Consider the following 26,283-nt stretch of genomic DNA (forward strand, 5'->3'; position numbering starts at 1 on the left):
ACGATTGGGCTTTCAGCGATTCGGCCGGCATGCCGTTCGAAGAGACTTATTTGGCCTGCAGTTGTTCGCGCTTGGTTTCCAGCTCTTCCCAGCGCTGATAGAGCGTTTCGACCCGCTGGCGGGATTCGGCCAGCTGCTGTTGCAGTTCAGTGCTTTGCGCGCCGTAGCGGGCAAAAAAATCCGGCAGCGAGAACAGCATTTCCAGTTTTTTCACCCCAGTCGTGATACGATTGGGCTTTCAGCGATTCGGCCGGCATGCCGTTCGAAGAGACTTATTTGGCCTGCAGTTGTTCGCGCTTGGTTTCCAGCTCTTCCCAGCGCTGATAGAGCGTTTCGACCCGCTGGCGGGATTCGGCCAGCTGCTGTTGCAGTTCAGTGCTTTGCGCGCCGTAGCGGGCAAAAAAATCCGGCAGCGAGAACAGCATTTCCAGCTCCTCGACTTTCTTTTCCGCTGCGGCGATGGCCGGTTCCATATCGTCCAGTTCCCGCTGTTCCTTGTAGGATAATTTGGTCGGCGGCGCTTTGACCGGCGGCGCCGACGAGTTGGCTGGTTTGACGATCGGCGCGCCCGGCGCGGCGGCCGGTTGTTCCTGCCGGCGGGACAGATAATAGTCGTAATCGCCATGCGTATAGACGATGGTATCGTTTTCGAAAGTCATGATGCCGTCGCAGATCCGGTTCAGAAAATAACGGTCGTGGCTGACCAGCAGGAGGCAGCCCGGGAAATCGATCAGCGCCTCCTCCAGCATCCGCAATGACGAGAGATCCAGATCGTTGGTCGGTTCGTCCAGGATCAGGAAATTGCCGCCGCGCTTGAGGATTTTTGCCAGGGTCAAGCGGGCTTTTTCACCGCCGGACAGATATTTGATCCGGGTGTTGATTCGTTCGTTTTCAAATAGAAAACGCTTCAGATATCCCCAGATCGAGATTTTTTCACTACCGAGCTGAATCGAATCGACGCCTTCGGAAATCTCCTCGTAAACGGTTTTTTCCTGGTCCAGCACCAGTTTGCCCTGGTCGACGTAATTGAACGCGACGGTCGGGGCGATTTCTACCCGGCCGGAAGTCGGCGGCAAGGCGCCGGTGATGACTTTCAGCAGGGTGCTCTTGCCGATGCCGTTAGGGCCGACGATGCCGATTTTGCAGCCGGGTTGGAATTCGAAGCTGAACCGCTCGATCAGGCGGCGGTCGCCGAAGGAAACGGAAATTTCTTTCAGCTCCACCGTTTTGTTGCCGAGCCGGGCCGGGGCCGGGATGACCAGTTCGATGTCGCCGGTCCGTTCGATGCCGCTTTGGCCGTCCAGTTCCTGAAACCGTTTCAGGCGGCCGAGGTTGCGGCGCAGTCGCGCTTTCGGCGAACGGCGGACCCATTCGACTTCGGAACGCAGGAACTTCCGCCGTTTGGCTTCCAGCTGGTCCTCGGCATATTCGCGCTCCGCCTTATCGGCCAGGAAATCGGCATAAGAACCTTCGCTGGAAAACAGTTGACCGTGGTCCAGTTCGATGATCCGGGTCGCCAGCCGGTCGAGGAAACAGCGGTCGTGGGTGACGAACAGACAGGCGCCGCGATAACCGGCCAGGAATTCCTCGATCCAGCCGATCGTCGCGATGTCCAGGTGATTGGTCGGTTCGTCGAGCAGCAGCAAATCGGGAGCGGCGATGACGGCGCGGGCAAGGGCGACGCGCCGTTTTTCGCCGCCGGACAGATGACGGCAGGATGACGCGCCGTCCGGCAGCCGCAATTTTTCGAGGAGGGCTTGAATGCGATTGTCCAGACTCCAGGCGTCGAGCTGCAGCAGCCGGTGCTCCAGCGCATCGTGTTCGGCGGAATGGCTGGGCAGGCTTTCGAATTTTTTCAGCAGGCCGGTGAGATAGGCGGCGCCGGACCGGACATTTTCCGTCACGGTTTGGTCCTCGGCCAGTTCAAAATCCTGCGGCAAATAGGAGACGCGCAAATTGCCGGCCGGACAGATGTCGCCTTCGGCCGGTTCCTGGCGTCCGGCGATGATTTTCAGCAGCGTCGATTTGCCGGAACCGTTGCGGCCGACCAGGCCGACCCGTTCCCGGTCGTGGATGGCCAGCGACGCGCCGTCGAACAGAATCTGCCGGCCGATACTCAATTTCAGACCGTTGCCGGTCCACAAAACCCGTTCCGCCATACGATGCCGCCGTTCAATCCAGCATTTTGAGCCGGAAGCCGCCGGGAATGTCCTCGACCAGCCAGCCGGCTGCCTTGAGCTGCTCGCGCAACGCGTCCGCTTCGGCGAAATTTCTGGCTTTTTTGGCGGCCAGTCGTTGTTCGGCCAGCGCGGCAATCGCCGGCGGGATGACCGCTTCGACCGCCTCATCGACCCGGAAGAACCCGAGCACTTCATCGAAGTTGCGGAATTGGGCGAGCAGCTTTTGCGCGCCGGCCTGCGACAAATTGCCGGAATCCAGTTGGCTGTTGGCGCCGCGCTGCAGCAGAAATACCGCCGCCGTCGCTTCGGCGATGTTGAGGTCGTCGGCCAGCGCCGTCCGGAAAGCGGCGTCGGCGTCGGCCAGCAGTTCGCCGCACTCTTTTCCGTCGCCGGGCCGGGTGACGGCTTTCAGGCGCACGAACAGCGCATCGAATTTTTTCAATGTTTCACGCGCCTGGTCTAGGGCCTCGAACGTAAAATTGAGCTTCTTGCGGTAATGGGCGCCGAGCAGCACATAGCGCACCTCCCGGCCGCTGTAGCCCTTGGCCAGCAGGTCGCGCAGCGTGAAGAAGTTGCCGGCCGATTTGGACATCTTTTCGCCGTTGACCATCAGATGGGCGCAATGCAGCCAGTAGTTGACGTATTGGCAGCCGTTGGCGCATTCGCTCTGGGCGATTTCGTCCTCATGGTGCGGGAACATGTTGTCGATGCCGCCGGTATGGATGTCGAACGTCGGGCCGAGATATTTCATCGCCATCGCGCTGCATTCGATGTGCCAGCCGGGCCGGCCTTTGCCCCACGGGCTGTCCCAGGCGACTTCGCCGTCGTTGTCGTCCCAGGCTTTCCACAAGGCGAAATCGGCGACGGCGTCCTTGGCGTATTCGTCATTTTTGATCCGGACGCCGGACCGCTGGTTTTCCCGGTCGATGCGGGCCAGCCTGCCGTAAGAAGGAAATTTGTCGATCGAAAAATAAATGCACCGGTCCTCCGCCTGATAAGCGTAGCCTTTGTCGATCAACGTCTGAATCAACCGGATCATTTCGCCGATATGGTCGGTTGCCGCCGGATAAACCGCCGCCGGCGTGATGTTCAGCGTTTTCAGATCGGCGAAAAATGCTTCGATATATTTGGCGGTGAACTCCTTCAACGCCAGATGCTGCGCCCGGGAATCCCGGATGGTCTTGTCGTCGACGTCGGTGAGATTCATCACCTGGATGACCCGGTAGCCGAAATAAGCCAGCACGCGGTGCAGCAGATCTTCGAACATATAGGCCCGGAAATTGCCGATATGCGCATAATTGTAAACGGTCGGACCGCAGGTGTACATTCTGACTTCTCCCGGCGTCAGCGGCTTGAATGTTTCCAGGCGGCGATCCATCGTATTGAATAACTTCAGTTCCATAATCCGGTTCGAACCCTTCGAGTTTAAGTAAAACCAATATTGACATCCGGTAATTTACTTCCCCGGACGCTTCGATACAAAAAAGAACGCCGGAAAAACCATCCGAAAAACCGAATTTTTCCAAAAACGACTGGCAAAAAGAGCAAAGTACATTATATTAGAAACTCGTCGGCCCGGTTGGAGCCGGCAAGCGAAGCGGAAGGGTGGCTGAGCGGTTGAAGGCGACGGTCTCGAAAATCGTTGTACGGTTTTCCGTACCGGGGGTTCGAATCCCCCCCCTTCCGCCATTTTCTTTCTTTTGCCGCTCGCAATGTTTTTGGCGAAAATTGATAAAAACAGTTCCTGGCCGGCTTGCATGCCCGGGAGAGCTATGACAAACTGCCGTCCGTTCGGCGCTGAACGCGGAGCCGGTTTCAAAAAAATGATTTGGCTGGCCCCGTTTTTTTCGCAAGTTCAAGAATTTGTCAGGACAGGTGGGCCAGATACAACTTTACTTGATTCATGATCATTTTTTGGGGGTGTAAAGGGTTTTCTCATTCCAAAACACTTCAGATGGCATTGGAAATTTTAAAAAATCCGGATCATCAATTGATAAAACCGGTTGTCCAAACTGATAGCAGGTGGGAAAATATTGCCGCAATACCCGGACCTGTTGCTCCCATTTTTTCTGATTTTCTTTAATCTTTTTTTGATTAGGCTCTTGAGACTGTTTTAAAACTTCAATGGCCTGGAGATAAAAGCCTCCTCTGTTATGGGCCAGGGCAATCAAGTCGGCTGTTGAGGCAGAAAGTTTTTGATTGGGATTCTCGGTCATTGCCCGGCTTGGCTGTTGCCAGTTTTGGGTTATTTCGTAGCGCTTAGCCGGGTGCATGAGGATCGCGCGGAGACTGGCCAGGTATGCAAGCCGGGGGTGCTGCTGTTGTTTTTCCAAAACCGCTATTTTCTGCCATTGATAATAATCTGAATACTCTGATGATATGTAATCATTATAAATTACGCAGATGTACTTTTCGGAAGCAGCATGAATCATTTTTTCTTTTTCATATAACTCCGCTATCGCAAACCATCTCTGGTATCGCTGGAGGGGCAGTCCTGTCGGACAATTAGACATCATACGAGGCTTCTTTCTGCGATCCTGTAAAATCGCGTTGGCCCTATGTGCTATTTCTGACCATAAAATCGGCCTTGCCATCATCAATGCGATATCGTCTTGTCTTTCTTTGGGCAATTCTAAGCCTTTAGCACAAGCGTAATCCAACATTAGCCAGTCCGGCATGATGACTGAATAGTGACCGACTACTTGACTGATCAGTGATCTGGCCTCTTCATACCTACCCTGAAAATATAACAATTTAGCAATTAAAAGTTCGACTTCCGGTTGAAGACCGTATGGCGCCTGAATTTGTTTAAGCTGCATTATCAGGGAATCGATCTCCTGGGCAATGCTGTCGGGATCGGAATTTTTCAGTAAGAATCCTGCATCCGCATAAAGCTGAAACAGTTCATCTGTTTGGTTGTCAACATTGTCATTAGTTTTTAATATAGTGAGTAAGAAAAACGAAAGACACAGAATGAATGCCGCCACAATGATTTTACATTTCTTGAACCGCATTTTTTACCTTTCTGACATGGAGTTAAGAATTTTGATTTTCTTCCAAAGGTGTTAACGCATATGGTCAATGTAATCTTTATCTTTTTTACTCAATAAGCAGCTATGCTTTCAAGAAAAGGGTTCAAAACTGGTCTAATTGCAGGGTCGTTTTTTGATGTTTGCTGTAATAATACACTATATTTTAATGTCTTACGTTACAATATGATATTGAGGCCCACCCGTGACAAATGTAGTATTGCAAGCCCTGCCTTTCAAGGGCCGAATGGCAGAAAAATCGAATTTGACGGCTACGTTGCCGGATTGTTTTCCGCCGCTGCATGTCTTTTGCGCGGATCAATGGCTTGCGGGCCGTCCAGGATTGAGGCGCTGGACATTGCCGGACAATTCTTTCGTTACTGAAGCCAGGCAATTATTTTTTGAAAATATCCTCCAACCGGTCGGCGCAGTCCAGGTTGAAGCGCTCGCCGAGTTCGCGCAGCAGCTTGGCGGCCAGCGTGGTTGCTTCGGCGTGAAATTGCGCTGCCGAACGGTGCAGCTTCAATTCGATGGCGCTGATGTGGCATTCGCTGTCCGGATTGAACGGCAAAAGGGCATAGCGGCACTCGCGGTTGACCAGCCGGATGCCTTCGGTGTGGCTCAGTTTCAGTTCCAGTTGCAGCATTTCCATCTGCAAACCGAGTACCGCGTAGTAATTGCCGAGAAACACCAGCGTGTCATGGAACAGCTCCGGCAGACTGTCGAATTCCAGCTCGTCGTTCGGCACCGGCAGGAAGGCCAGATAGTGAAACAGACAGCACTGGAACAACTGCCATTGCCGGCGGTCGTCGGGCGGCAAGGCCCGCAGCGACGTGTTGGTGAAATAACTGTGGGCGAGCTCGCGGAGGATGCCGGGCCCGGCGGGCAGCCGGGCCAGCGCCGTATCCGTCGCCGCTTTGATTTCGGACAACGTGAAATCGTTGGCCGGAAAACTTTCCGGCTGTACCGATAATTCCAGCAGCAGGCTTTTCTGGCCTTCCGGCGGCCGCTTGCGGCGCAGGAAAAAGTTGCGGCTGTGCAGTTTGTCCTCCTCGTAATGACTGATTGCCGTGTCGTCGCCCGGATTGCGGCTGTTCTCGAAGAGGATGCCGCGGATCATCCGGGCCAGCGATTCGCGCTGATGCCGCAGCGCCCGCTGGATCAGCGCGTGAATTTCGCTGGCCCGGTAGGCCGGCCGGCTCGACGCGTCGGCGGTCCGGATGTAAAAAACGCCGAGCATCAGCTCGTTTTCATACGAGGACGTGCAGACGTGCGGGATCAGCCTGAACGGTTTGACGTCGAAGATGACGTAACGTTTGCCGTCGATCAGCGGCCGCTCGATCGTGAAATCGATGGCCGGATCGGCGTAACGGTTGATGAACGGCCCGACGATCGACGGGTCGAACGACTTGCACTCTTCCGGGCTCAGGCCGGTGTAATCCGACGGATGCCCGGCCCGGTCTTCCCCGACGCCGACGACGATATGGCCGCCGTCGGTGTTGGCCAGCGCCAGGCAGTGCCGGACGAATTTCACTTTGCCGCTGCGCGGCAGGTCCAGGAAGTTCATCGCCGCTTTGTAATCCAGCGAATCGGATTCCACGCCGCGATAAACGATTGTGCTGTAGTCGATGGGGCCGGGTTTGCCGCTCATGGCCGTTTACTTGGCTTTCAGATCGAGGTCCAGCCCGATGGCTTTGTTGAAGGTGTTGAACGCACTCATCTGGGCGGCCACTTCCAGCGCGCCGGTGATCTCCTCGTCGGTGACGCCGAGCTGCAGGGCGGCGGCCCGGTGGGCGCTGACGCAGTATTCGCAGCCGTTGGCGGCGCTGACCGCGATGGCGATCAATTCCTTCGTTTTCGGTTCGAGATTTTTGCCGGCGGCTTCCGACAGGCTCAATAATTTTTCCAGAAATTCGCCGCTGCGGCCCATCGCCTGGAAGGTCTGCGGCAGAAAACCGAAATTGTTCTCCAATTTTTCCTGGATGCGGATCGCTTTGGCATCCCCGGTTTTGTCGTAAAGTTTGACGCTCGCCATGATTGATCACTCCTTGAATGTGTTGATTGTTTCCGGGCGGCCCGGCCGCCCCGGCTAAAGTATGCCATCACTTCGGCGGAAAATCAAGTCCGAATTGCCGTTTGGCTCAAAAACGGTTCAATTTGATCAACAGCATCCGGCCGGCGAAAATCAACGTCGTATGGGTGACGTGGGCGACGCCCAGCCGCCAGCTCAATTGCAGCTCGGCGCCGGCCGGTCGCCAGTTGCCGTTTTCGGCCGGCAGCTCGCCCGACACATAGATGCCGTCGCCGGTCAGGTCATTTTCGGTCCGGCTCCAGCATTGCGTTCCGGCGTTACGGGCCGCCAGCAGCGTCCAGCTTATGGTATCGACCTGGACGGCGTCGATTGCTTCGCCGCCCGGAAAGACTTGCAGCCGCAACGGATGCGCCGCGTACTTCTCCGGCTGCGGCAAGCGTTCCAGCAGGGCCAGCGCCCCGCGGTCGCCGCCGCACAACTGGCGGAAATAGTTTTGAAGCGCGGCGGACATCAATAAGTCTCCCGGAGATGGGTGACGCGCAGTTCGCGGCGCAGTTCATCCGCCGTCGGCGGCGGGCCGAACGGAAAATAATCAACGGTGACCGCCCGGCCGGGAAGCAGGGTGAAACTGCTGTCGGAGAAGCGGCCGCCGCACGCTCCCGGTTCGAGATGGACGAAAAATGCCGGCGCATCGGCGGTCAGTTCGACCGAGAGCCGGGCAGCGTGCATTTTGATTTCAGTTCGGATTTGACTCGGGGCCAGGTCGCAACGCTTGTACGGTACCGGGAAAATCGTGTTGGAATGACGGTCGACGAGCCGACCGTCGGCATCGTAGCCGTCGGTTTGCAGTTCGAAGAAAACCTGCTGCGGCAATTCGGCGGCCGGGATGGTTTGCAGCTCGACACTGCCCGGCGCGGCCAGTTCGGCCGAGAAGCGTTCTTTGCCGACCAGGCGGCCGTTGAAATCGTAAGCGGTCGATTGCAGTACGAGCCGTTTGATCGCGGGCAGGTCGCTGACCGCCCGCACCTGCCAGTTACCCTGACGGTCGACGAACGCCAGACCCAGCAGCGGCTGGTAAAAGCGCCGGGCGTGGTAGTGCAGTTGTTTCCAGCTTCCGGAATATTCCAGACTCGACCAGGAGGCGACCGGCCAGTTGTCGTTGAGCTGCCAGTACAGCGTGCCCATGCAGACCGGCCGGGTGGAGCGCCAGTATTCCACCGCCGTTTTGATCGCCAGCGCCTGCTGAAGCTGGCTCAAGTAGAGAAAATGTTCGAACCGGTCCGGCATCCGGAAATAGTTGGCGAACATGGCGATGATGGCGCCGTTGCCGCGCGGACATTTCTGGTGGTGGTCCATCACCGGCGAAAAGACGTTGAACTGCGACGGTTCGGCGAAACGGCGGACGGTTTCGAGCGACGGAAACGATTGAAAACCGAACTCCGAACAGAAGCGCGGTTTGACCTCGTGATAACTGCCGAAATCCTTGCCGCCGTGCCAGACCTCCCAGTAGTGCATGTCGCCGCTGGAATCGTCGTGCCAGCCGTCGTTGAACCGGCCGGGGCCGCCGCAGGGCGAACTCGGCCAGAACACCCGGTCCGGATCGGCGGCGTTGACAATCCGGGCGATTTCCCGGTTGAGCCGGTCGTAGTTGACCAGGTAAGCCGCATAGTTCTGCCGGGAAACGTCGTACCAGTTGATCGCGCCGATCACTTCATTGTCGCCGCACCACAGGGCGAGCGACGGATGGTGTTGAAGGCGTTTGACCTGGTAGGCGACTTCGGCCTGCACATTGACGAGGAATTCTTCGTCGGAGGGATACAGCGCGCAGGCGAACATCATGTCCTGCCAGACCAGCAGTCCCTTGCGGTCGCACAATTCGTAAAAGCAGTCGTCCTCGTAACGGCCGCCGCCCCAGACCCGGATCATGTTCATGTTGGCCTGCCTGGCCGATTCCAGCAGCATTTCATAACGCTCCGGCGTATGGCGCCCCGGAAAGGCATCGGCCGGAATCCAGTCGGCGCCTTTGGCGAAAATGTCGATGCCGTTGATCCGGAAAGCCATCGAAATGCCGTGTTCATCCGGCTCGTTGCGCAATTCGAGCCGGCGCAGACCGATGTGCTGGCCGATCCGGTTGGCCGGTCCGGCGACTTCCAGTCGGTACAGCGCCGGTTCGCCGTAGCCGGCCGGATACCAGAGGCGCGGGTCGGCGAGTTCGAACGCCGCGGTGGCTGTGACCGGTCCGGGCTGGACGTCGAGCGTCCGCCGGCAGCTTTGCCCGTCGAATCGGAAATCGACCGCCAGCGTGCCGCCGGCGCAGGCGGTCAAGTGCGCGGTGACTTCCACCCGGCAATGACGGTCGGAATGGATTTGCCGGTGGGTGACGGCATCGAGCTTGGCGGTGGCGACCGCCAGCAGATAGACTTGGCCGTAAATGCCGCCGGTCGGCACACTGACGCCCCAGTCCCAGCCGGCCTGGCATTGCATTTTGCGCAGCAGATTCAAATGGCGGATACTCTGTAGCGGACTGTCCGGCATCGGCAGCCGCTGCCGGGCGGCGGCTTCCCGGGCGGCGGCGGCCGGCGCCTGAATGCAAACCTTCAATCGGTTGTGTCCTGCGCACAGCAGGGAATGGACCTCGAACTCGTAACTGCGGAACATGTTTTCGCAACGGCCGAGCCAGTGGTCATTGAGATAGACGTCGGCGACGGTGTCGATGGAATCGAAATGCAGCAGGACGGTTTCCGCCTGGCGGACGGCCGCGTCGACCGGAAAGGCGGTGGTATATTCCCAATCGGTTTCGCCGATCCATTGTATCGCCGTTTCATTGCAACTGTCGAACGGGTCCGGAATGATGCGATGTTCCAGCAGCGTCAAAGCCGCGTCGCCCGGCACGGCGGCCGGAAGCGGCCGGGCGAGCGCGGCGCTGTCGAGCTGCCAGACGCCGGAGAGGTCTTGTTGATACATGACAGATACTTTCAAAATTATTTTCCGTGAAGCCGAAATGGCGGACGGTTGAGGAAATATAGACAGTCCCTGCCGGATTGTCAAACCGGAAACGGCGGCCGGAAATTGTCTGAAATTCTTGTTTCGATTGTTGAATGATGCTTGAACGATATTATTTTAGAAGATGAAACAAGCGTGGAAGACGGGTGATGGCGTTGATGTTCAGAATCATTTTGCTGTTGATGATCGGCTGCTGCCGGCTGGCGGGAGCGGAAGCGGCTCCATTGCGGCTTTATCTGCAGTGGCGGCCGCAGGCGCAGTTTGCCGGGTATTATCTGGCGGAGGAATTGGGATTTTACCGGGAGGCCGGGTTGCAGTTGGAGCTGCACCACCTGGCGGCCCACCGGACGCCGGTTCAATTGCTGGCCGACGGCAAAGCGGATTTCGTTTCCGATTGGCTGCCCAGCGCCGTTTCCCGCCGTGCCGCCGGAGTGCCGGTGGTCAGCGTCGGACAATTGATGCGCCGCTCCGGAATGCTGCTGGTCGGCAGCAAGGCGCGCGGCGTCGAGACGCTGGCCGATCTGGCCGGCCGGCGCGTCGGCGTCTGGGTCAACGATTTCCGGCTCGGGCCGCTGTGCATGCTGCTTCGGGAGAAAATCGCCTTTGAAACGGTGCCTTCCAGCGGCGATATCGAATTGTTTCTGTGGGGCGGCTGCGATGCGATGGCGGCGATGATCTACAGTGAATATTTTTCTCTGCTCAATGCCGGACTGGAACCGGAGGATCTCAGCGTGTTCTGTTTGGACGACTATGGCGTGCCGCTGCCCGGCGACGGCATTTACGCGCTGGAGGAAACTTGCCGGCAGCGTCCCGACGAATGCCGGGCGCTGGTCGAGGCGACGCGCCGCGGCTGGGAAGCGGCTTTTGCCGATCCGGAAAAGGCGCTTGAAGCGGTGAGGCGGGCCTGCCGCCAGGGGGATGTCTATTATAACGAAGCGGAACAGCGCTGGATGCTGGAACATCTGAAGGCGTTGTATGATCCGCCCGGTGCGGCGGCGCGAAGCCAGTTGAGCCGCGAAGAATATGAATTTGTCGGGCAGATGCTCCGGGATAACGGCTTCATCACCGGGCCGCTGCCGGATTTTGCCGAATTTGCGCCGTTGGCCGCCGGCGCCGGGGAGCGGGAATGATGCTTCGGCGACGCGGACTGGTGTTCAAACAGTGTTTTTTCGTACTGCTGGCGGTCGGGCTGGTGTTCGCCGGCGTGGTATTTTTCATGTCCTGGAAGGTGCGGCTCTCGCTGCTCAGCGATATCCGGGAGCGTTCGCTCAATCTGGCGCAGAGCAGCGCCAATGAGATCGACCAGGTTTTTTTCGAAGTGCAGCGTACCGCCAAAATGCTGGCGTTGCTGGCGGCCGATCCGCAGTTCAGCGATGAGATGCTGCAGGAGACGCTGAAACGCGCGATCCGGGAGTTGCACCGGGAACGGGAGCAGGTATTCGGCGGCAGTTTCGCCTTCGAACCGTATATGCGTTCGCCGGAACGGCGTTATTGCATGTGGTACGTGTCGCTCGACGGGGAAGGCAAGGTGCGTTTCGAAACTGCCGGCGGGCCGGATTACGAGTATTTCATGCTCAAATGGTATGAGGTGCCGAAACTGCTGGAGCAGCCGGTGTGGTCGGAACCTTATATCGATACCGGTCTCGGTGAAATCGCGATGACCACTTATTCGGTGCCGATTTACCGGGAGGATGCGGCGGGAGAACGGCGATTTGCCGGCGTGGTGACGATCGATGTGTCGCTGGACTGGCTGCGGGAGTCGATCGGCAAACTGCAGTTCAATCAGGTCGGCTACGCCTTTTTGATGTCGCGGTTCGGACGCATCGTCAGCCATCCGCTGCCGGAAATCGTCATGAACGAGACTTTTTTTTCGCTGGCGCCGCTCGACGACCGGAAATTCCGGGAGCTGGGGCGGCGGATGCTTTCCGGCGAACAGGGATTCGCCCGGGATTATTATCCGGTGATGAAGACGGAAGGGGATTCCTATCTGTGTTACGTGCCGCTGAGTTCCAACCGCTGGGTGCTGGTGCTGGTTTTTCCCAGCCGGGTGTTGTTCGGGACGCTCAATCTGATGCAGTGGACGACGGTCGGGCTGGGGCTGGCCGGCATCGGCCTGATTTTGCTGCTGGTCATTTATATCCCCCGCCGGGAGCTGCGGCCGCTGCGGCAGTTGGCGACGGCGGCGGAACGGATCGGCGCCGGCGATTTGCAGACGAAACTGCCGGAAATCGTCTCCGGCGACGAAATCGGCATGCTGGGCGGCGCCTTCGTTCAAATGCGCCAGGCGCTGCAGAATTATATCGCCGAACTGCAGGAGACCACTTCCGCCAAGGAGAAGATCGAGAGCGAATTGAAGATCGCCCGCTCCATTCAGAATTGGATTCTGCCGCAGTTGCGGGAGATCGGCCGGTCCGGCCGGCGGATGGATCTGCACGCCGAACTGTTCGCCGCCCGCAGCGTCGGTGGTGACTTGTATGACTTTTTCTGGCTGAATGACAATAAGTTGTGTTTCGCTATCGGCGATGTGGCCGGCAAGGGAGTGCCGGCAGCGCTGTTCATGGCGGTCACCCAGACTTTGCACCGCGGCATCGCTTCGGAACTGCTTTCCAGCGGTGAAATCGTCAGCCGGGTCAATGCGTCGCTGGCGCAGAACAACGAACTGATGATGTTCGTCACCTATTTCCTCGGAATTTTGGATGTCGCGACCGGTCGGCTGGAATACACCAACGCCGGCCACAATCCGCCTTATCGGCTGGCGGCGGCCGGCCGGCAGTGGCGATTGGATAAACTGCACGGTCCGCCGATGGGGATCGGGGAACAGCAATACGGTTCCGATGTGCTGCAGTTGTCGCCCGGCGACTGTCTGGTGCTCTATACCGACGGCGTGACCGAGGCATTGAATCCGAACCGGGATTGTTTCGGGGAACAGCGGCTGCGGCAGGTGCTGGCCGGCGGCAGCCATCACAACAGGCCGCAGGCGGTGATCAACGCCATCCTGGCGTCGGTCGACGCGTATGCGGCCGGCGCCGAACAGGCCGACGATATTACGATGCTGGCGATCCGTTACGCCGGCGGCCGGGAGGAGCGGGCGGATGAGTGAGCGCCGGCGGCATTGGGCCTGTCCGGAGTCGCCGGTGACGGCCGGCGCCCGGCGGATTGTCGACGTTCTGCGCCGGCAGGGGTTTGCGGCGATGTGGGTCGGCGGGGCGGTCCGGGACGGTTTGCTCGGGCGGCCGCCGCACGATATCGATCTGGTGACCTCCGCCCGGCCGGCAGAAATTTTGCAGTTGTTTCCGGATGCCCGGCAGGTCGGCGTCAGTTTCGGCGTGCTGCTGGTGGCGCAGGACGGTATCGTCTATGAAGTGGCTTCCGGCCGGGAGGAACGCGCTTACCTGGACGGGCGCCATCCGTCGGAGGTCAAATATACCGCCGATCTGGCGCGGGATGTCCGGCGGCGTGATTTTACGGTCAACGCGCTGCTCTACGATCCGCTGACCGGGACGGTGATCGACTATGTCGGCGGATTGGACGATCTCGACCGGGGGGTGGTGCGGACGGTCGGTCCGGCCCGGCAGCGGTTCCGCGAAGATTATCTGCGGCTGCTGCGGCTGGTGCGGTTCGCCGCCCGGCTGGGATTTGCGATCGATCCGGCTGCGCGCGCGGCGGCGGCGGAGCTGGCCGAATTGGCCGGCCGGTTGGCGGCCGAACGGGTCCGGCAGGAATTGGAGGCGATTCTGACCGGGCCGCGCCCGGACTGGGCGTTGGGCTGTCTGGAGGAGATCGGTTTGCTGCGTGCGGTGCTGCCGGAGGTGGCGGCCTTGCGCGGCATTCCGCAGAATCCGTTGTTTCACCCGGAGGGCGATGTCTGGGCGCATACGCTGCTGATGCTGCATCACCTGGTGCGCCCGGCTCCGGCGCTGGCCTGGAGCGTGCTGCTCCACGACGTCGGCAAGGCGCCGTCGCTGCATTTCGACGAGGCGGGGGAGCCGCATTTTTACGGCCATGAAAGCCTCGGGGCGGCGATGGTGCCGGAAATTGCCGCCCGCCTGCGTTTTTCCCGGGCGCTGACCGAACAGGTCGCCGCTGCAGTGCGGACGCACATGCGTTATGCGGCGGTTCGGGAGATGCGGCCGGCGAAACTGGCCCGGCTGCTGGCCGATCCGGATTTCCCGCTGCAACTGGAATTGCACCGGCTCGACTGCCTGAGCAGCCACCGCCTGATGGAGGGGTTCGTCTTTCTGCTGGACGCGTTGAGCGAACAGCCGGAACGGCGGGAATTGCCGGCGCCGCTGCTGACCGGCCGGGATCTGATCGCCGCCGGTTTCCGGCCGGGAAAGGCGTTCAAAATCATGCTGGACGCCGTGCGGGAAGCACAGTTGGCCGGTGAGTTGGCCGACCGGCGTCGGGCGCTGGAATTTATCCGGAAAAACTTTGTGGAAAACTGAAAAAAGTCTTGCGAAAATTGACGGTGCGGCATATATTACTTTTTCCTGATGATCTTGTCAGATTATAAGTTTTCATCATATACAGCGAAAGACAGTTATGAATAACAGAGCCTTGTATCAGAATGACAGCGCCAGCGCAGCGGATTATGTGCAGCCGGAGTATTTGAAAGATTTGCAGTTGATCCGGCTTCAGAAGGAAGTGAAGCTGGCTTTTGAGAACGTCGAACTGTTTCGCGGCCGGATGGAAGAGCGCGGCCTGACGCCGGAGGATGTCAAGACGTTGGCTGACATCCGGAAATTGCCGTTCACGACCAAGAGCGATCTGCGCGACACCTATCCGTTCGGCCTGCTGGCCAGTCCGATGGAGAAGGTGGTTCGGCTGCACGCTTCCAGCGGTACGACCGGCAAACAGATCGTCGTCGCCTATACGCAGGAGGATATCAAGGTCTGGGCGGAAGTGGTCCGGCGGGCTCTGGCCTGTTGCGGCTTGTATAAAAACGATATCATTCAGGTGTCCTACGGCTATGGTCTTTTTACCGGCGGGCTCGGCGCCCATTACGGCGTCGAGGCGCTCGGCGCGACCGTGGTGCCGACTTCCGGCGGCAACACGCAGCGGCAGATTACCGTCATGCAGGATTTCGGGGTGACGGCGATCTGCTGCACGCCGAGTTATTTCAATTTCATCATCGAAAAGGCGCAGGAGCAGGGCATTGATTTGCGCAAGCTGCCGATTCGGGTCGGCGTCTTCGGCGCCGAGCCGTGGACCGACCAGATGCGCCGGCGCATCGAGGAGGCCAGCGGCATCAAGGCCTTCGATATCTACGGCCTGTCCGAAATCATCGGACCGGGGGTGGCGATCGAATGCGAGGAGCAGAACGGGCTGCATATCTTCGAAGATCATTTCTATCCGGAAATCATCGACCCGGACAGCGGCGAGGTGTTGCCGGACGGCGAACTCGGCGAACTGGTGCTGACCACCCTGACCAAACAGGCGATGCCGATGATCCGTTACCGGACGCGCGATCTGACCCGCATCATCGCCGAACCGTGCGCCTGCGGCCGGACGATCCGGCGGATCGCCCGGATTTCCTCGCGCAGCGACGATATGTTCATCATCCGCGGCGTCAACGTCTTCCCGTCTCAGATCGAAGCGGCGCTGCTGTCGGTTGAGGGAACTTCGCCGCACTACAACATCGTGCTGTATACCGAAAACGGCATGGACAACATCGAAGTGGATGTCGAAGTGACCGAAGGGCTGTTCTCCGACCGGGTGCGCGAGATGGAGACGCTTCATCAGAAGATCAACCGGGCAATTGAGAGCACCATCGGTTTGCGGGTGCGGGTGAAGCTGGTGGCGCCGCAGACGATTCAGCGTTCGGAAGGCAAGGCCCGCCGGGTGATCGATCATCGCAACAAATAATTGCGGTTGACGCCGCTTGAAACATTTTTTTTCGAGGAGCAAAAGGACAATGAGAAAATTCTGGCTTACGGCAGTCGCGTTGTTGGCAATCGGCTCGGTGTGTGTGGCGGCAGGGCCGCAGGTGATCAGGGACAGCATTACCAAGAGTGCGCAGTTCGGCCTGAACAATCCTTCGCTGGTCTACGACGGCGTCGCCGGCAATGAAGCGTTGTCGGCGGCCATCGGTTCGTTCATCAACGCCTGCGGCTGGTTCGAGGTGCGGAAACCCGGCGGCGCCGAGCCGGATTATGTTTTGAAAGGGACGGTGAGCGGCAGCCGCTATTCGCTGGTGGTGCTGCAGGGCGGCGCGACGCTGTTTCAGGGGTCGTTCGACTTCAAGCCCGGCATGGAGCGGGAGAGCGCCAAACTGGCGGTCGACGCCGTGTTGCGGCAGATTTTCAAGATGCACAAGTTGAAGGGAATCTGCAATACCAAGATCGTTTTTTGCGCCGAAGTGACCAAGGGCGTCCGCAACCTTTATCTCTGCGATATCGACGGCAAAAATGTGACGCAGTTGACCAATTACCGCAGTCTGTGCGTCGAGCCGGGCTGGTTTCCGGACGGCAGATCGGTGGCCTACACCAAATACAATAAATCGACGACCGATATTCTGGAAACGCGCATCGATTCGCGGCAGACCCGCCGCCTGGCTTCGTATCAGGGCTTGAATGTCGGAGCGGCGATCCATCCGCGCGGCAATTTCCTGGCGTTGATCCTGAGCCTCGACAATCAGGTGGAGCTCTATGTCAAAGCGCTGAACAGCCCGGACAAAATCCGTCTGACCAACAGCAAGGCGGTGGAGGCGGCGCCGTGCTGGAGCCCGGACGGCAACAATATCTGCTATGTGACCGATGAGAACAGCCGGGTGCCGCGGCTGGCGATCATCAATGTAAAGGACAAGAAACCGCAATTGACTTCGACGATGACGGTCGAGGCGTCGACGCCGGACTGGTCGGATGACAACAAAATCGTCTATGCCGCCAAGATGGGCGGACACTACGGTCTGGCGGTGCTCGATTTGAAGGATGCCAACAGCAAGATGACCGGTTCGGTGGTCAACCTCGCCGGCGACTGGGAATCGCCGAGCTGGGCGCCGGACAACCGGCATGTCGTCTGCGTCCGGTCGTACAACGGCAAATCCGCCCTCTATGTCGTCGACACTTTTACCAAGAAGGCCCGGCAGTTGTTGACCTACAACGGCAATATCTATATGCCGGCGTGGTCGCCGCTGCAGCAGTAATTCGGGAGTGAATGATTGAAAATGAGTTTTGATGCAGCGGTCGCCTATCTCGGCGAGCTGCAGAAATTCGGGATTAAGCTCGGTCTGGAACAGATCGGAGCGTTGTTGACGCGCTGCGGCAATCCGCAGCGCGCTTTGCGTTTTCTGCATCTGGCCGGCAGCAACGGCAAAGGTTCCTGCGGGGCGATGCTGCACAGCATGCTGCATGCGGCCGGGTTTCGCACCGGTTTTTACTCTTCGCCGCATCTGGTCAGCGTCACCGAACGGATCCGGATCGACGGCCGGGCGGTCAGCGAGGCGTATTTCGCCGAATTGGCGGGACGCCTGCAGCCGGCGGCGGAGGCGATGCGCCGGGAGGGCCGGGCGGTCACCTATTTTGAATTTACCACTGCGATGGCGATGCTGGCGTTTGCGGAGGCCGGCGTCGATTTCGTCATCTGGGAAACTGGAATGGGAGGACGGTTCGATGCGACCAACATTGTCGATCCGGTCGTATCGATCATCACCAATATCGCGTTCGACCATCAGAAATATCTCGGCGACACGCTGGCGAAAATCGCCTTCGAGAAAGCCGGCATCATCAAGCCGGGCCGTCCGGTTTTCGTCGGGGAGTTGCCGGAGGAGGCGCTCGCGGTGATTCGGGGCCGGTCGGAAGAGTGCGGCGCCGTTCTGACCGCGCCGGCCGGCCGGGTCGGGAGACTTCGGATCGGCCGTAATGCAGGTGGAAGGCTGACGCAGCAGTTCGAATATGACAGGCACGCGATCGAGCTTAGTTTGATCGGCCCGATGCAGCGGCGGAATTTCCGGACGGTTTACGAAGTGATGAAATATCTGGCCCGGACCTTCGGATTTCCGCTGGAGCGGGCGCTGGCCGGGCTGAAGCGAACAAATTGGCCGGCCCGCTGTCAGGAGATAACGCCGGCGCTGTTGGTGGACGGCGGTCACAATCCGGACGGGTTGGCGGCGCTGCGCCAGACGCTGGAAGAGGTGTTTCCCGGCGAAAAATTGGTGTTTATTTTCGGCGCGTTTGCCGACAAGGACGTTCCGGCGGAGCTGCAGATTATCGCCCCGCTGGCCGCTGAAATGATTTTCGTGCCGATTCAATGCGGGTTCCGGCCGAGCCGCGACCCGCAGGAGTTGGCGGCGTTTGTCCGTTCATTCGGCGATTGTCGGGTGCGGACGGCGGCGAATTTGGCGGCGGCGCTGCAAATGAGTGAAAATAGCGGTCGCCGGGTGGTGGCCGGGTCGTTGTATCTGGCCGGCGAATTGCTGGCGGCGCTGGTGAAACAGTCGGAAGTGTTGGATTTGTAATATGAGACCCGCCGGGCGGAAGCGCGGCGGAGCCAATGGAGGCTTTATGGCGGAAAAAACCGGAAATATCACGGTTCGAACAGAAAAACTCATGCTGCCGGAACTGCGTTCGTTGAACGACAACGGCGTGCCGTTGCTGACGGTCAGGCGGCTGGTGATTTTCCCGCATGTGCTGGTGCCGTTGATGCTGGATGCCGAGGCGGATATCCAGGTGGTGAAGCGGGCGATGGAACACGACCGGGTGCTCGGCGTGTTCATCGAAGTGCCGGACGAAATGCCGGCCGGGGAGGACAAAGACTCTTTTCGGACGGTGAAGCATGAGGATCAGGAGCTGGCGGCGGTCGGCATCATGGCCCGGGTCGTCAAATTCCTGACCTTTCCGGACGGTTCGGTGCGGCTGCTGCTGCGCGGCCTGAAGCGGATCACGCTCAACGGGGTGATGAAAAATTTGAATGGCATTCCCTATGCGCTGTATGACGCGTTCGAGGAGCCGGAGGACAAATCGCTGGAGAGTTCGGCGATGATGCGCAACGCGATCGGCAAATTTCAGGAAATTGCCGGGATTCTGCCGAATTTTCCGGACGAGTTGAAGCTGGCGATCCTCAATATGACTGAACCGGGGCGGGTCGTCGATTTGATGGCCGATGCGCTGAACTTGAGTTTCAGTGAAAAACTGAAAATCCTGACATTGCCGACGGTGAAGAAGCGGCTGCAGTTGATGCTGGTTTTTCTGAATCGCGAGTCGGAAGTGTTGCAGTTGAGCGCCAAAATCCAGTCGCAGGTGCATATGGCGATGAGCCAGTCGCAGAAGGAGTTCTATCTGCGGGAGCAGTTGCGGGCGATTCAGGAGGAGCTCGGCGAGGACAACCGCAATCCCGATCTGGTCGAATTCGAGCGGCGGCTGGCCGAGGGCGGTTATCCGGAGGCGGTCGAGGCGGCGGCCCGCAAGGAGATGTCGCGCCTGGAATTGATTCCGCAGGCTTCCCCTGAATACCATGTCGCCTATAATTACGTCGACTGGCTGTTGGCGGTGCCGTGGACGCAGTGTTCGGACGACTGCCTGGATGTCGGACGGGCGGCCAGGGTGCTGAACGAGGATCATTACGGCCTGGAGGATGTCAAGGAGCGGATTCTGGAATTTCTGTCGGTGCTGCAACTGCGCAAAGACCGCAAGTCGCCGATCCTCTGCCTGGTCGGTCCGCCCGGTGTCGGCAAGACTTCGCTCGGCCAGTCGATCGCCCGGGCGATGAACCGCAAATTCATCCGGGTGGCGTTGGGCGGCGTGCGCGACGAAGCGGAAATACGCGGCCACCGCCGCACCTATATCGGCGCCATGCCGGGGCGGATCATTCAGAATATGAAGAAAGTCGGCGTGGCCAACCCGGTGTTCATGCTCGATGAAATCGACAAGCTGGGTAACGACCATCGCGGCGATCCGGCCTCGGCGTTGCTGGAGGTGCTCGATCCGGAACAGAATAAGGCATTCAACGACCATTACATCGAGTTGGATTACGATTTGAGCCGGGTGTTCTTCATCGCCACCGCCAACGTGCTGGAAGCGATTCCGGCGCCGCTGCTCGACCGCATGGAAGTGATCCGGCTGCCGGGTTACACTTCGTTCGAGAAAAAGCAGATCGCCAAGCGCTATCTGGTGCCGAAGCAGTTCAAGGAAAACGGGCTGCAGGGCATCAAAATCAATTTTTCGATGGCGGCGATCGATGAGATCATCGATTTTTACACCCGCGAAGCCGGGGTGCGGCAACTGGACCGCACCATTGCCGCCGTCTGCCGCAAGCTGGCGCGGCAGGTGGTCGAGCAGAAACTGGACCGGACCGGACGGACGACGGTGACGCCGGAGATGGTGCGGGAACTGTTGGGGCCGCGGAAGCTTTTGCAGGACGAGGCGGACCGCCGGCCGGAAATCGGCAGCGCGGTCGGCATGGCCTGGACCAGTTGCGGCGGTACCGTCTTGACGGTGGAAGCGGCGATGATGCCGGGAAAAGGGTTGTTGAAGCTGACCGGCTCGCTCGGCAATGTGATGAAGGAGAGCGCCGAAGCGGCGTTCAGCTATCTGCGCGGCCACGCGGCCCGGTTCAACTTGAAACCGGAAGTGTTCGAAAAGAACGATTTTCATATTCATGTGCCGGACGGGGCGACGCCGAAAGACGGTCCGTCGGCCGGAGTGACGCTGTTTTCGGCGCTGTTGTCGCTGTTGACCCGCAAACGGGTGGCGCCGTCGCTGGCGATGACCGGCGAAATCAATCTGCGCGGCCGGGTGACGGCGGTCGGCGGCATCAAGGAGAAAGTGATCGCCGCGTTGCGCGCCGGCGTCAGGACGATCATGCTGCCGGAGGAAAATGGCAAGGATCTCGAAGAGATTCCGGAAGAGCTGCGCCGGAAATTGACCTTCCGGCTGGTGAAAAATGTGGACGAGGCGGTGGCGGTGGTATTCCCGTCGCTGGCGGCCGGCAAAAAGGAGATGGTATGATAAATAACTGACGTTCGCGGAATCAGCTTTCTGCGTGTAATTTATGGCGATTAACTTACACGTTTGGAAGCGGACAGGTTGCAGACTGAATGTTTCAATGAGGCGCATCAGAAACGATGACGACCCCGGAAAGGAGATTAGTCAGATCTGTAAACCAGAGCGCCACCGTAGAGAGCGACTGATTAATCGACTACTCTGTATGGGAGGATGGTGAGGCCGTGACAGCAGTTCCGCTTCGATTCGTGAAAAACGAATGGAGGCAGAGAATGATGACAAGTTTTGTTGGAGTGGATTTGCACCGGAACAATTTTACTTATTGCATCCGGGTAAATGGGGAAGAACGGAAAATCGGCAAGTGTGAGATTACCGAACTGAAGGGCTTTGCCGCAATGCTCGGTCCGAACACGGCGATGGCGGTGGAGGCGACCGGAAATACGTTCATGTTTTGCAGCTCGCTGAAAGCTCATGTCGGGCGACTGGTGGTGGTGAATCCATCACAGTTCAAAGTCATCAGCATGTCCACCAAAAAGACGGACAAACATGACGCAAAAGTGTTGGCGGAGTTCCTGGAAAAGGATATGCTTCCGGAGGTAAGAGTGAAAGACGATTTGCAGGCGAAAATTTCAAGTCTGACGCAGACCAGGGAAAAACTGGTTCAGTTGCGTACCGTATTGAAAAACAAAGTCAACAATCTGTTAGCAGCTAACTTCATCGTGCTGAAACGGGAAGAACTGTCCACGGAGAAAGGGCTTTTGAAAGCATTGAGTTATCACTTCGACCCGATCACCGACACGGAAATGCTGGTGGTTGTCGAACAGATTCGCAGTCTGAACAAAAGCATTGAAAAACTGGATAAGGCGATTGAGGATCACGGCAGCAAGATGGACGGCTTCGACAACCTGAAATCCATCAAGGGAATCGGCTCGAAAGGTGCGGCGATCCTGTTGGCAACCATCGGCAATATCGCTGATTTCCGATCGGCAAAGCAGTTGGCCGCTTATATCGGAATCGTCCCCAGAGTGAGCAATTCAAATGACACGGTTTGCCACGGAAGAATCACGAAGAGCGGCAGCAAGATCGCCAGAACCGCTTTGGTGCAATGCGCTTTGATCGCCAAACGCTACAGCCCGTATCTCAATGCCTTTCATGAATCGGTAAAAAGTCGGCGGGGAGGTGCGAAAGCCAATATCGCCTTGGCTCGCAAATTCCTCGATATCGTGTATAGAACATTAAAAAACAATTGGATGTTTGAGAATTTTACTCAATTCAAGCTCGTAAAAAATTGAGTTTTTCTCGACATCGAAGTGGAAATTTATCATGGGAGAAATGACATGCGAAGCGGTATCGGTCGTTGGCTGGGCGTGGTCCTGTGCGGTATTTTGGGGATGGCGGCCTGGCGCGCCGGCGCCGGGGACGCGCTGTCCGGAGAAGAATTTCTCACCCGGGTGCGCCGCCCGGCCGTCCGGCCGAGCTACGCGGCGATGAGCGGCGAAAGCCGCCATGTCCGCCGTGGCCGGGAGGCGACGGTGAGCACGCTGTACCTGGGCATCATGTTCAATTCGGAACGGACGCTGGCGCAACTGGTCATCGGCGACCGGGAAGGGTATTTTGTCGGCCAGGCGTATGCCGCCGGCACCGACGGCTGCTCGGTCATTCCGGTCAACAAAACGGGATACCCGGATTCGCTGCTGGCCAATTACGGTCTGCGGCCGCAGGATCTCACGCTGGCGTTCATCTACTGGACGTTGGAGAAGGAACTGCCGGAGGAGAGCCTGATGACGCTGAATTGCCGGGTATTCCTGCTGCGTTCGCCGGACGGCAAGGAGCAGGTGCGCGCTTATCTGAGCAGTAAATACTTTTTTCCGTTGAAGGCGGAGTGGTTTGCCGGCGATGATACGGCATATGAAACGCCGGTCCGGACGCTGGAGGTTTCCTCGTTCCGCAAACAGGATGATTTCTGGCTGGTGAAGAACCTGAAGCTCTACGGTCCCGGCTGGCTGACGCAGATCAATTTCGGCGATACCGAAGCCGGCTGGATCGACGAGGAGAATCCGCCGCGCATTTTCAAGGAACTGCCCGGCGTGGCGGCCGGAGAGTGACGGCTCCGGCGCCGCCGGCCGGATCGGTCAATTTTCCGGCAATTTCAACCATTCCAGATGTTGCGGCAGCGGCGGGCGGTGCTGCCCGGCTTCGGCGTTGCAAACGATGTCGAGATAACTGTCGTAGCGCAATTGCATCCGGCGGATGACGTCATCGATGCTCAGGCGTTCTTCCAGCAGCGCGGCGAACAGGTCGGCGGTGCCGGTCAGGAAGCGCGGCAGCGCCTGGCACTGAAAGGCCCGCAGGGAACTGCTCAGCGTCAGCCACTGCGGTTCCGAAAGGGTGGTGAACTGTTCGCTGACGGTCGAATAGAGGTCGCGGCGGTACGGCAGGCTGTTCATTTCGGTAAAAATCCGTCGCTGGACGGCATCGGAAAGCATGTAGCGCAGGAAAATATTGCCGTCGAGGTAACGATTGCTGCGGGCGTTCAAGGCCAGGAAACTGCCGCCGCTGGAGGTGCAGTTGCCGGGGAGGGGCAGCAGCGGAGACTGGCCGATTTCGAAGTCGAAATCGGTGAAGTTGCACAGTGCCCAATGCGACCAGCCGACGAACAGCAATTGCCGTCCCTGCAGAAACGACCGGAATTTGGCCGGATCGCTGCTGCAGGCGTCGAACGGATAGAGGATGTGTTCCCGGGTCAGGGCGAGCAGTCGCTCGAAAACCGGTCGGAAATCGGCGATGGTCGTCTCCGGCCGGAAACCGCACTGCAGCAGCAGCGCGTCGGCGTTGTTGACGACATATTCGGCTTCCGGCACCTGGCGGTGCAGCCGCCGGCACAACTCGAAAAAATCTTCGCCCGGCGCCGGTTCCGGCAGCGCGTATTTCCGGAACAGCGAACGGTTGAAAAAGCAGGTGTTGAAATTGAAAAAGACCGGAAACAGCCGTGCCTGCCAGAAAGAATCGATGCCGTCGAAGGCTTCACAAAGAAAACGGCCGTCGTCCTTCAGGTCGTGCAGCAGATCGCCGGGCAGCGGCGCCAGCAGTTGCGGGTCGAGCAGGCAGCCGCTGATCTGAATGATATCACAGGGCTGGTCGGCCTGGAGACGCCGGAACGCTTCGGTCGTCGGTTCCGTCTCGAGGTACCGGATGCTGGCGGCGATGTCGCCCTGCAACGCGTTGAAATCGGCGACGGTCTGTTCCCAGAAGCGTTTCTGGACCGGATTCTTTTCAAATAATGCCAGCCGGACGGTGCGGGTCGGGCTGAACGCCTTGAGGTAATTCTTGAAGCTCAAATCCGGCCGGGCTTGGCGTTCCGCCGGTCGGTCATCCGGCGGCGCGGCCGCTTCCGCTTCCGTTTCCGATTGCCGGCAGGTGAAGGTGCCGTGATGGCCGCGCCGGATGATCTGGCCGCGTTCGATAAAGTAATTCAGGGCCGCTTTGATGGTGCCGCGGGCCAGGTGCAGCTCCTGCGCCAGTTGCCGTTCCGGCGGGATGCGGGTTCCGGCCGGATGCTCGGCGATGAAGGATTGTAAATATTCCCGAAACTGAAGATAATACGGAATGCCGGAACTTTTGTCGACGGTAAAATTCATTTTGATTTCAGATTGCATATGCCGGTCGCCAATTCTGTTGATTTTTTTTATGGATCATATTGGAAGTATACCAAATTTTGGGAAGAAAGTCAATATTGAACCAAACTTTTTTTCAGAAAAAATTTGCCAGACCGGCAACCGGCCGGTGACGCTCAGCGGATTTTCTGCAGCAACAGCCGGTCGCGGAGCAGCCGGGCGGCGCCCAGGGCGCCGGCGAATTCGTCCAGGCTGGAGAGCTCGAGCCGCAGGCCGGCGAGGGTTGCCTGCAAGCAGCGTTCGCGCAAACTGCGGCGTATCGTATCGAGCAGCAGTTCGCCCAGTTCTTTCAATGCGCCGGAAATGACGATGCAGCCCGGATTCAGCAGCGTGGCGATGATGGCGAAAACCGGCGCGATCTGTTCGCAGATGTCGCTGGCCAGCAGTTGGGCCGGCCGGTCGCCGGAACGGACCGCCGCCGGCAGGTCTTTCAATTGAAAACCATCTGTCCTGAGGATGGTCCGGACGCTGTTGGCTTCCAACTCGGCGATACGGCGCCGGATGCCGGCCAAGCCGGCGATCGCTTCCAGGCAGCCTCGGTTGCCGCACTGGCACAGCGGTCCGTCCGGGATCAGCACCAGGTGGCCCAGTTCCATCGCGCAGCAACTGTCGCCGCTGAACAGTGTGCCGTTTTGGATGAAACCGGCGCCGATGCCGTCATCCAGCCGCAGATGAAACAAACTGCCGTCGAAATGCCGGCAGCGTTCGCTGTATTCCAGATAACTGCGCGCCCCGCATTCCGGGATGACCAACGTTTGCTCCAGATGGCTCAACTGCCGCAGCAGTTTGCCGGTTTCCAGGCCGTTCCAGCCGGCGATGGCGACTGAACGCAATGACACCTGGCGCCGGGTATCGACCAAACCGGGATCGGCCAGCGCGATGCCGCTGTAACATTCCGCCGGTTCCCGGCACAATTTGCGCAGCAGGGCGTTCAGCAGTTGCGGCAGGTCGCTGGCGTGGAAGCGCCATCCCGGTTCCAGGCTGGCCGTCGCCGTCGGCTGGCCGGTTGCGTCGCAGACGACGCCGTAAAGATGATCGGAAGTCACTTCCAGGCCGATGAAGCGTCCGGCGTCCGGGTTGATCCGCAACCGGGGAGAGCGCCGTCCGGTCCGGCTGCCGTTGCGGTCCGGTTCGAGGAGCAGCCCGAGCGCCTTCAATTCATCGACCGCTTTCAGGACGGTGGCGGCGCGGTAATTGCCGGCGGCGGTGAATTCACTGCGCGTCAGGGTGCCGCACTGCAATAGCCGACGCAAAAATTCCTGTTGAAGCAATTGATTGCTGATCATGGTTTCTTTGTACTTTATGATTCGGATTCGTATTATAATCGTGATTATTTTGACTGAAAACTCTCTTTTATAATACAATATTCATTTTAAAAAAGCAAAAACAGTTTTATCGTTATGGAAGAAATTTACGAACCTTAACCCT

At 58.6% G+C, this 26,283-nt stretch carries 19 protein-coding genes and 1 tRNA gene; 10 read left to right on the forward strand and 10 right to left on the reverse strand.

Annotated features, from left to right (window positions below):
* Positions 1 to 46: 46 nt before the first annotated feature.
* From HWX74_RS11640 to cysS, 3 genes are read right to left on the reverse strand one after another with little or no spacing between them, the layout of a single operon-like run.
* Positions 47 to 214: a hypothetical protein gene (locus tag HWX74_RS11640; protein WP_176013703.1), complete on the reverse strand. Its 168-nt coding sequence runs from the start codon at positions 212 to 214 to the stop codon at positions 47 to 49.
* A gap of 58 nt (positions 215 to 272) precedes the next feature.
* A complete protein-coding gene (locus tag HWX74_RS11645) occupies positions 273 to 2,159 on the reverse strand; it encodes an ABC-F family ATP-binding cassette domain-containing protein (protein WP_176013704.1) in 1,887 nt (628 codons plus the stop codon).
* Between the two features lie 13 nt (positions 2,160 to 2,172).
* Positions 2,173 to 3,582 (reverse strand): cysteine--tRNA ligase, encoded by a 1,410-nt coding sequence (cysS, locus tag HWX74_RS11650; protein WP_176013705.1) that lies wholly within the window; start codon positions 3,580 to 3,582, stop codon positions 2,173 to 2,175.
* Positions 3,583 to 3,779: 197 nt separating this feature from the next.
* Here cysS and HWX74_RS11655 point away from each other — a divergent pair.
* Positions 3,780 to 3,869 (forward strand) — tRNA-Ser (locus HWX74_RS11655).
* A 218-nt stretch (positions 3,870 to 4,087) separates the two neighbouring features.
* Here the strand turns inward: HWX74_RS11655 and HWX74_RS11660 are convergent.
* From HWX74_RS11660 to HWX74_RS11680, 5 genes are all read right to left on the reverse strand, one after another.
* Entirely contained in the window at positions 4,088 to 5,194 is a 1,107-nt protein-coding gene (locus tag HWX74_RS11660) for a hypothetical protein (protein WP_176013706.1), read from the reverse strand.
* Between the two features lie 409 nt (positions 5,195 to 5,603).
* Positions 5,604 to 6,860, reverse strand: coding sequence for a helix-turn-helix domain-containing protein (locus tag HWX74_RS11665; RefSeq protein WP_176013707.1), 1,257 nt, complete (start codon positions 6,858 to 6,860; stop codon positions 5,604 to 5,606).
* Between the two features lie 6 nt (positions 6,861 to 6,866).
* Positions 6,867 to 7,244 (reverse strand): carboxymuconolactone decarboxylase family protein, encoded by a 378-nt coding sequence (locus HWX74_RS11670; protein ID WP_176013708.1) that lies wholly within the window; start codon positions 7,242 to 7,244, stop codon positions 6,867 to 6,869.
* Positions 7,245 to 7,350: 106 nt separating this feature from the next.
* Positions 7,351 to 7,752 carry a hypothetical protein gene (locus HWX74_RS11675; RefSeq protein WP_176013709.1) on the reverse strand — a complete coding sequence of 134 codons (402 nt, stop codon included), beginning with the start codon at positions 7,750 to 7,752 and terminating at the stop codon, positions 7,351 to 7,353.
* Entirely contained in the window at positions 7,752 to 10,205 is a 2,454-nt protein-coding gene (locus tag HWX74_RS11680; RefSeq protein ID WP_176013710.1) for a glycoside hydrolase family 2 protein, read from the reverse strand. Before HWX74_RS11680 ends, HWX74_RS11675 begins: the two co-directional genes overlap by 1 nt.
* A gap of 197 nt (positions 10,206 to 10,402) precedes the next feature.
* On the opposite strand from HWX74_RS11680, the gene HWX74_RS11685 reads away from it, so the two are divergent.
* From HWX74_RS11685 to HWX74_RS11725, 9 genes are all read left to right on the forward strand, one after another.
* Positions 10,403 to 11,374: an ABC transporter substrate-binding protein gene (locus tag HWX74_RS11685; RefSeq protein ID WP_176013711.1), complete on the forward strand. Its 972-nt coding sequence runs from the start codon at positions 10,403 to 10,405 to the stop codon at positions 11,372 to 11,374.
* A complete protein-coding gene (locus HWX74_RS11690) occupies positions 11,371 to 13,344 on the forward strand; it encodes a SpoIIE family protein phosphatase (RefSeq protein WP_176013712.1) in 1,974 nt (657 codons plus the stop codon). The genes HWX74_RS11685 and HWX74_RS11690 overlap by 4 nt, the downstream gene beginning before the upstream one ends.
* Positions 13,337 to 14,689, forward strand: a complete 1,353-nt coding sequence (locus HWX74_RS11695; RefSeq protein WP_176013713.1) for a CCA tRNA nucleotidyltransferase — start codon at positions 13,337 to 13,339, stop codon at positions 14,687 to 14,689. The genes HWX74_RS11690 and HWX74_RS11695 overlap by 8 nt, the downstream gene beginning before the upstream one ends.
* Positions 14,690 to 14,786: 97 nt before the next feature.
* Positions 14,787 to 16,109, forward strand: a complete 1,323-nt coding sequence (locus HWX74_RS11700; protein WP_176013714.1) for a phenylacetate--CoA ligase family protein — start codon at positions 14,787 to 14,789, stop codon at positions 16,107 to 16,109.
* Between the two features lie 49 nt (positions 16,110 to 16,158).
* Complete coding sequence (locus tag HWX74_RS11705; RefSeq protein WP_176013715.1) at positions 16,159 to 17,388, forward strand: PD40 domain-containing protein; 1,230 nt, start codon at positions 16,159 to 16,161, stop codon at positions 17,386 to 17,388.
* A gap of 21 nt (positions 17,389 to 17,409) precedes the next feature.
* Positions 17,410 to 18,699 (forward strand): folylpolyglutamate synthase/dihydrofolate synthase family protein, encoded by a 1,290-nt coding sequence (locus HWX74_RS11710; protein ID WP_176013716.1) that lies wholly within the window; start codon positions 17,410 to 17,412, stop codon positions 18,697 to 18,699.
* Between the two features lie 46 nt (positions 18,700 to 18,745).
* Positions 18,746 to 21,187, forward strand: a complete 2,442-nt coding sequence (gene lon, locus HWX74_RS11715; RefSeq protein ID WP_217704934.1) for an endopeptidase La — start codon at positions 18,746 to 18,748, stop codon at positions 21,185 to 21,187.
* Between the two features lie 269 nt (positions 21,188 to 21,456).
* Entirely contained in the window at positions 21,457 to 22,473 is a 1,017-nt protein-coding gene (locus tag HWX74_RS11720) for an IS110 family transposase (RefSeq protein ID WP_176014518.1), read from the forward strand.
* A gap of 45 nt (positions 22,474 to 22,518) precedes the next feature.
* Positions 22,519 to 23,286, forward strand: coding sequence for a hypothetical protein (locus HWX74_RS11725; RefSeq protein WP_176013717.1), 768 nt, complete (start codon positions 22,519 to 22,521; stop codon positions 23,284 to 23,286).
* Positions 23,287 to 23,313: 27 nt separating this feature from the next.
* On the opposite strand, the gene HWX74_RS11730 is transcribed toward HWX74_RS11725, so the two are convergent.
* Together HWX74_RS11730 and HWX74_RS11735 are read right to left on the reverse strand one after the other, a co-directional pair.
* Complete coding sequence (locus tag HWX74_RS11730; RefSeq protein WP_176013718.1) at positions 23,314 to 24,837, reverse strand: GntR family transcriptional regulator; 1,524 nt, start codon at positions 24,835 to 24,837, stop codon at positions 23,314 to 23,316.
* Positions 24,838 to 24,971: 134 nt separating this feature from the next.
* A complete protein-coding gene (locus HWX74_RS11735) occupies positions 24,972 to 26,141 on the reverse strand; it encodes an ROK family protein (protein ID WP_176013719.1) in 1,170 nt (389 codons plus the stop codon).
* Between the last annotated feature and the right edge of the window lie 142 nt (positions 26,142 to 26,283).

This window comes from Victivallis sp. Marseille-Q1083 (assembly GCF_903645315.1).
In the GTDB taxonomy this organism is placed as follows: domain Bacteria; phylum Verrucomicrobiota; class Lentisphaeria; order Victivallales; family Victivallaceae; genus UMGS1518.

Coding starts and splice junctions, on each gene's coding strand:
- HWX74_RS11645 (WP_176013704.1), bottom strand. CDS start 2,159: ATGGCGGAACGGGTTTTGTGGACCGGCAACGGTCTGAAATTGAGTATC.
- cysS (WP_176013705.1), bottom strand. CDS start 3,582: ATGGAACTGAAGTTATTCAATACGATGGATCGCCGCCTGGAAACATTC.
- HWX74_RS11660 (WP_176013706.1), bottom strand. CDS start 5,194: ATGCGGTTCAAGAAATGTAAAATCATTGTGGCGGCATTCATTCTGTGT.
- HWX74_RS11665 (WP_176013707.1), bottom strand. CDS start 6,860: ATGAGCGGCAAACCCGGCCCCATCGACTACAGCACAATCGTTTATCGC.
- HWX74_RS11670 (WP_176013708.1), bottom strand. CDS start 7,244: ATGGCGAGCGTCAAACTTTACGACAAAACCGGGGATGCCAAAGCGATC.
- HWX74_RS11675 (WP_176013709.1), bottom strand. CDS start 7,752: ATGTCCGCCGCGCTTCAAAACTATTTCCGCCAGTTGTGCGGCGGCGAC.
- HWX74_RS11680 (WP_176013710.1), bottom strand. CDS start 10,205: ATGTATCAACAAGACCTCTCCGGCGTCTGGCAGCTCGACAGCGCCGCG.
- HWX74_RS11685 (WP_176013711.1), top strand. CDS start 10,403: ATGTTCAGAATCATTTTGCTGTTGATGATCGGCTGCTGCCGGCTGGCG.
- HWX74_RS11690 (WP_176013712.1), top strand. CDS start 11,371: ATGATGCTTCGGCGACGCGGACTGGTGTTCAAACAGTGTTTTTTCGTA.
- HWX74_RS11695 (WP_176013713.1), top strand. CDS start 13,337: ATGAGTGAGCGCCGGCGGCATTGGGCCTGTCCGGAGTCGCCGGTGACG.
- HWX74_RS11700 (WP_176013714.1), top strand. CDS start 14,787: ATGAATAACAGAGCCTTGTATCAGAATGACAGCGCCAGCGCAGCGGAT.
- HWX74_RS11705 (WP_176013715.1), top strand. CDS start 16,159: ATGAGAAAATTCTGGCTTACGGCAGTCGCGTTGTTGGCAATCGGCTCG.
- HWX74_RS11710 (WP_176013716.1), top strand. CDS start 17,410: ATGAGTTTTGATGCAGCGGTCGCCTATCTCGGCGAGCTGCAGAAATTC.
- lon (WP_217704934.1), top strand. CDS start 18,746: ATGGCGGAAAAAACCGGAAATATCACGGTTCGAACAGAAAAACTCATG.
- HWX74_RS11720 (WP_176014518.1), top strand. CDS start 21,457: ATGACAAGTTTTGTTGGAGTGGATTTGCACCGGAACAATTTTACTTAT.
- HWX74_RS11725 (WP_176013717.1), top strand. CDS start 22,519: ATGCGAAGCGGTATCGGTCGTTGGCTGGGCGTGGTCCTGTGCGGTATT.
- HWX74_RS11730 (WP_176013718.1), bottom strand. CDS start 24,837: ATGCAATCTGAAATCAAAATGAATTTTACCGTCGACAAAAGTTCCGGC.
- HWX74_RS11735 (WP_176013719.1), bottom strand. CDS start 26,141: ATGATCAGCAATCAATTGCTTCAACAGGAATTTTTGCGTCGGCTATTG.